Below are 5,255 nucleotides of genomic sequence, written 5' to 3' on the forward strand. Positions count from 1 at the left end.
TTCGCGATCGCTCGAGCGCTTGGAAGGCCTACCAGTCCAAAGGCAAGTCGTGCCCCTGGGTTACCGACTGGGGGGAGATGGCAAAGAAGACGTGCGTGAAGCGGGCCTACAAATACTGGCCCAAGACGGAGCAGCTCGAGCAAGCGATCCACCACCTCAATACCGAGGGTAACGAAGGCCTAGCGCCGGATGGCCCACAGCGTGATGAGGGGCTTGGTCAGCGATGGGTTGATCAGGCAACCAAGGCTGAGACCACTGAGCGGTTAGCAGAGGTCTGGCAAGCCGGTCTGGCGGACATCAAGAAGGCCCGAGACATGGCGGCCTATAGCGAGTTCAAGGCGGCGGTCGAGAAGCGCGGGGAAGCTCTCAAGCAGGCCGAGGCCAATACCATCGAGGGGGAAGCCCAATGCGAATCATAGAGTGCGATCAAGGTAGCGCAGATTGGCACCTGGCACGAGCTGGCTGCATTACCGCCAGCATGTTTGAGGCTGCCCGCGCCAGGCTCAAGAGCGGCCCAAAGAAGGGACAGCCTACTGAGAAAGCGCGGGACTATGCATTCCGCCTCGCAATCGAGCGCATAAGCGGGCAGCCCCTCGACGAAGGGTTCGAGACCTGGGCGATGAAGCGCGGCCACGAACTCGAGCCCATGGCACGGATGGAGCACGAGATGGCCACCGGGCTGATCGTCCAGCATGCAGGGTTCGTCACGACTGATTGTGGGTTCTTCGGCGCCTCGGCTGACGGCCTGATCGATCCCGACGGCGGCAGCGAATACAAGTGCTTTGTGGCGCCGGACAAGCTGCGCGCATTCCACATCGACAACGACATCAGCACGGTCGTGGATCAAGTACAAGGTGGCATGTGGATCACTGGAAGAAAGTGGTGGCACATCGGCCTTTATTGCCCAGCACTGGAGCCGATCGGCAAGCAGCTCTGGTTCAAGGAGTTCGAGCGCGACGACGAATATATCGGCCAGCTCGAGGAGGACCTGATGGCCTTCAAGTCGATGGTGGATGAATACGAACAACTGCTGCGAAGCAAGGCAGCGTAGGAGGAGAGCATGACCGCAGTAGCTGAGAAAGAATCAACAGAGCTGGTCACCGTGCCGTCCAAAGAGACGGCGCTTGAGGTGTTCAAGACTGATAAGGGCTTGGACCCATACCTGGCAACGACCCGCGAGGAGTTGGACGCTTTTCTCGCCGAACCGCCCACCCTGGATACCGCAAAGGGACGACAAGCCTACGCCTCCATGGCGCACAAGATAGCCCGCAGCAAGACTGCAATCGACAATATTGGCAAGGAGCTGGTGGCCGACCTCAAGCAATTGCCAAAGACCATCGACGCAGAACGGAAGCGGTGGCGTGACCAGCTGGACGCATGGCGCGACGAAGCGCGTGGGCCGCTGAATGAGTGGGAGGCCGCTGAGGAGGCGCGCAAGGCTCAGCATCAGGCAGGCATCGAACGACTCGACCTGCTGGCCTCTGACATCCCCAATCTGGATAGCAAGGAGCTGGCCAACTGCATCGCCGAAGCCGAGGCCATGGCCATTGGCGAGCACTGGGAGGAGTACGAGGCAGAAGCGGCCCGCACCAAGGACCGGGTGCTGTCTTTGCTGCGGGAGGGCCTTGCCAAGCGCCAGGCCTACGAGGCTGAACAGGCCGAGCTAGCCCGGCTGCGCGCCGAAGCTGAGGCGCGCGAGCAGAAGGAACGTGAGGAACGCATTGCGCGTGAGGCCGAGGAGCGGGCCCGCCGTGAAGCCGAGGCGGCCGCCCAAGCAGAGCGTGACGCTGCCGCTCGCCGGGAAGCTGAAGCCAAGGCAGCGGCGGAGCGGCGTGAGCGTGAGCACAAGGAAGCAATTGAACGTCAGCGCCGGGAAGCAGAAGCAGAGCGTCAGCGCATCGAAGACGAGCACCGCCGCCGCGAGGAGGAGCGCCTGGCCGAGGAGCGTCGCCAGCAAGATGAGTTGGCCCGACGCCAGGCCGACAAGGAGCATCGCGCCCGCATCAACCGCGCCGCCCTTGAGGCCATGATTGACGGTGGGATGCCGGAGGACTGCGCCAAGACGGCTATCACGCTCATTGCGAAAGGGCAGATACCCAGTATCACCATCAACTACTGACAGGCCCCACACCGGGGCCTTTTTTGTGGGAGGCGGTATGCCACGCAAATACCACCGCTGGCCTCGCGAGGATCTCGACATGCTCGAGCGCCTGGTGCTGGCCGGCTGGCATGACGAAGACATCGCTGACGAGATGCAGCGGGAACTGTTGTCTGTGCGCGGCGCCATTCAGCGCATTGGCCTATCCAAAGCCCGGCCTGCCAGCTTCTGGAACCGGCGAGACGACTGGCCAGAGATCGACACCATCATCGTCGATTGTCTCGAGGCCAGCTTGATGACGGTGCCTCAAGTCGCTGAGCACTTGGCCCGCATCGGGAAAAGGGTCTCGGTTCAAAGCGTGTACCGGCGAATCGCCAGCATGCCAACAGAGGTACAGAACCGAGCCAAGCGCAATGGCAGCCGGCGTCGCGCTGCTGTCTGCTCACGGATCAAAGGTCGCCGCAGGGCGGCATGAATAAACGCGCCGTGCCCGGTGGCGCCAATGACCGGGACGAGGCCAGGCCACCGTGTCTCAAAACGGAGTCAGCCCGCTGGCCGCCGTCTCCTCAACTCCACCCGTGCTGAGCGCGGGCGAGTTCACTGCACAGCAGTAGGCGGCAGGGCGGGCCGGGTGCCGCACGTGAAGCGGCAATTTCTTTCCAGCCTCGGCACGCGCCGGGGCTTTTTCATGCCACGGAGAGACGCATGACCAGTCTGAACCTGTTCGGCCACGAACTGGTGGTCGACAACTTCGCCGGCGGCGGCGGAGCCAGTGAGGGGATCGAGCAGGCCCTGGGCCGGCCAGTAGACCTCGCCATCAATCACGACGCCACGGCCATCGCCGTGCACACCGCGAATCACCCAGGTTCTGAGCACAGTGTTGCTGACGTATGGGACATCGATCCCGAGACGGCCGCCGCTGGTCGTCCAGTGGGGCTCGCCTGGTTCTCGCCGGACTGCCGTCACCACAGCAAGGCCAAGGGCGGGCGCCCCGTCAGCAAAAGCGTGCGCGGCCTGGCATGGGTTGCCGCGCGCTGGGCAGCCAAGGTGAAGCCTCGGGTCATCGCCTTGGAGAACGTCGAAGAATTTCTGGACTGGGGCCCGCTGATCAAGAACGCCAAGGGACAATTGGTGCCGGATCCAGCTCGAAAGGGGCAGACCTTCAATGGCTTTGTGCGTGCCTTGCGCCGGCATGGGTACCAGGTGGATTGGGGGATCCTGAAAGCCTGCGACTTCGGAGCCCCAACCATTCGCCGTCGGCTGTTCCTGGTGGCCCGCCGTGATGGGCTGCCCATCACGTGGCCGAAGCCAACTCATGGCGACCCGGGCTCGCCTGCCGTTCGGAGGGGGAAGCTGCAGCCCTGGCGTACCGCCGCGGAGTGTATCGATTGGTCGATCCCGTGTCCCAGCATCTTCGAGCGGCAGCGCCCCCTGGCCGACGCCACACTGCGCCGCATTGCCAAGGGCGTGATGCGCTACGTGGTCAAGAGCGGCGAGCCGTTTATTGTGAAGGCAAACCACACAGCCAGCTGGTACAACGCCTTCCGCGGGCAATCACTGCATGACCCTCTGCAGACCGTGACAGTGTCTCCAGGCTTCGCGGTCGTCTCACCAACGCTGATCCAGACCGGCTACGGAGAGCGTGTCGGCCAGGCGCCGCGCGTCCTCGATACGCACCGGCCACTCGGCACCGTGGTAGCCGGCGGACAGAAACACGCCCTGGTCTCTGCATTTCTTTGTAAACACTACACAGGCGTTGTCGGTGACGACCTGCGCAAGCCGCTGCCGACGATCACGGCCACTGATCACAACGCGCCGGTGGCCGTCAGCTTGGTGAACCTCAAAGGCAGTGAGCGAGGCGGTCGGGATCCGCGGCAGCCGATGCCCACCATCTGTGCCGGCGGCACCCATGCGGCGGCCGTGGCTGCCTTCCTGGTGAAATATTACGGGCAGGGCGTTGGCCAGGTTATGAATGATCCGATGCACACCATGCCGACGAAGGATCGTTTCGGGCTGGTCACCGTGACCATCGCCGGCGAGCAGTACGCCATCGTCGACATCGGCATGAGGATGCTGCAGCCCCATGAGCTGGCTGCAGCGCAGGGCTTTCCAGATCACTACGAGTTCGCCCAGGTAAACGGCAAGCCGGTGCCGAAGTATCAGCAGGTTCGGCTGATCGGCAACAGCGTGTGCCCGCCGCTGGCCAAGGCCATCGTTGAGGCGAACTTCACCCACGAGCGTCGGTTCATGCCGGCAACTGAGCAAGGGGAGGCCGCATGACACCAACCCAGTGGATCAACGACATCGAGGTATGGGGCGAGGTCGGCGCCAGAGCTGTCGAGCAGGCGCAGGCCGATCAGATGTGGAGGGAGTGGGTATGCGAGTGAAGACGAGCGAACTGGAAGGGGCGGCGCTGGATTGGGCTGTGGCGAAGACGGTGAAGGCGGAATGCTACTTCACGGCAGATATCGAGTGGTGGAAGTCGCCACACAGGTTTGCCGCTTCATCGTCATGGATGTTTGGCGGGCCGCTGATTGAGCGATACAAGGTCGGCTTGTTGTTCGCCATGAACGGCAAGGCATGCTCCGTCATGGCTGGTAAAGGGTTGCCTGTCTACGAAGCCACGCCACTCATCGCCGCCATGCGCTCCATCGTGGCTGCCGAGCTGGGCGATGAAGTAGACGTGCCGGAGGAACTATGCAGCGAGTAGACAGACTACGCGGCCTGGTGTCCGTGCAGCAGGAGATCAGGGTGAGGGAAGGGCTGCCGGTGCGTTTCAGCGCCCGGCATGTGGCGGCGGGCCTCGGCGCCGTGATGGGCCGGTACCGGTTGGTGAAAGCGCCGGAGGCAGCGCAAGAGGCGATCCGGCAGTGGCACGAGCACGGGCGGATTCAGCGCGACGGCACGCTCGACGGAATACCAGCATGGAGGAAGGCGGGATGATCGCGGCCATCATTCTCGGCCTGCTGATCATGGCGGGCGGGGCGCTGGTCCTTAGAGAAGCGAGGCGGGCGTACAGAGAGCAGAGGAGAAGGGTATGAGCAGTTCGATTGAAGCGCTACAGCAGCGGCTGGAGCAGGTGGAAGCCGAGAGGGATGCTTTCGAAGACATGGCGAAGTGGATGTCTGCCGACTTGTCCTCCATCGGAGATGAGCGT

The 5,255-nt window shown here is 63.2% G+C and carries 7 protein-coding genes; all 7 read left to right on the plus strand.

Annotated features, from left to right (window positions below; genetic code table 11):
• On the plus strand, window positions 1–419 hold a 419-nt coding region (locus NH448_RS22965; RefSeq protein WP_253029540.1), incomplete at its 5' end, for a recombinase RecT.
• A complete protein-coding gene (locus tag NH448_RS22970; protein WP_045993465.1) occupies window positions 407–1,051 on the plus strand; it encodes a lambda exonuclease family protein in 645 nt (214 codons plus the stop codon). The genes NH448_RS22965 and NH448_RS22970, both read left to right, overlap by 13 nt.
• Before the next feature lie 9 nt (window positions 1,052–1,060).
• On the plus strand, window positions 1,061–2,119 hold the full coding sequence (locus NH448_RS22975; RefSeq protein WP_253029541.1) for a hypothetical protein: 1,059 nt from the start codon (window positions 1,061–1,063) through the stop codon (window positions 2,117–2,119).
• Between the two features lie 79 nt (window positions 2,120–2,198).
• Entirely contained in the window at window positions 2,199–2,573 is a 375-nt protein-coding gene (locus NH448_RS22980; protein WP_045993466.1) for a hypothetical protein, read from the plus strand.
• A 230-nt stretch (window positions 2,574–2,803) separates the two neighbouring features.
• Window positions 2,804–4,378, plus strand: a complete 1,575-nt coding sequence (locus tag NH448_RS22985; protein ID WP_253029542.1) for a DNA cytosine methyltransferase — start codon at window positions 2,804–2,806, stop codon at window positions 4,376–4,378.
• A gap of 97 nt (window positions 4,379–4,475) precedes the next feature.
• A complete protein-coding gene (locus NH448_RS22990) occupies window positions 4,476–4,808 on the plus strand; it encodes a phage protein NinX family protein (RefSeq protein WP_253029543.1) in 333 nt (110 codons plus the stop codon).
• Window positions 4,796–5,041 carry a hypothetical protein gene (locus tag NH448_RS22995; RefSeq protein WP_253029544.1) on the plus strand — a complete coding sequence of 82 codons (246 nt, stop codon included), beginning with the start codon at window positions 4,796–4,798 and terminating at the stop codon, window positions 5,039–5,041. The genes NH448_RS22990 and NH448_RS22995 overlap by 13 nt, the downstream gene beginning before the upstream one ends.
• Window positions 5,042–5,255: the final 214 nt, after the last annotated feature.

The sequence above is a fragment of the Halomonas sp. OfavH-34-E genome, from assembly GCF_024124525.1.
Taxonomy (GTDB): Bacteria; Pseudomonadota; Gammaproteobacteria; order Pseudomonadales; family Halomonadaceae; genus Halomonas; species Halomonas litopenaei.

What these genes read in the sequence shown, in the direction of transcription:
- NH448_RS22980 (WP_045993466.1), top strand. Translation starts at nt 2,199, where the DNA reads ATGCTCGAGCGCCTGGTGCTGGCCGGCTGGCATGACGAAGACATCGCT.
- NH448_RS22970 (WP_045993465.1), top strand. Translation starts at nt 407, where the DNA reads ATGCGAATCATAGAGTGCGATCAAGGTAGCGCAGATTGGCACCTGGCA.
- NH448_RS22995 (WP_253029544.1), top strand. Translation starts at nt 4,796, where the DNA reads ATGCAGCGAGTAGACAGACTACGCGGCCTGGTGTCCGTGCAGCAGGAG.
- NH448_RS22975 (WP_253029541.1), top strand. Translation starts at nt 1,061, where the DNA reads ATGACCGCAGTAGCTGAGAAAGAATCAACAGAGCTGGTCACCGTGCCG.
- NH448_RS22985 (WP_253029542.1), top strand. Translation starts at nt 2,804, where the DNA reads ATGACCAGTCTGAACCTGTTCGGCCACGAACTGGTGGTCGACAACTTC.
- NH448_RS22990 (WP_253029543.1), top strand. Translation starts at nt 4,476, where the DNA reads ATGCGAGTGAAGACGAGCGAACTGGAAGGGGCGGCGCTGGATTGGGCT.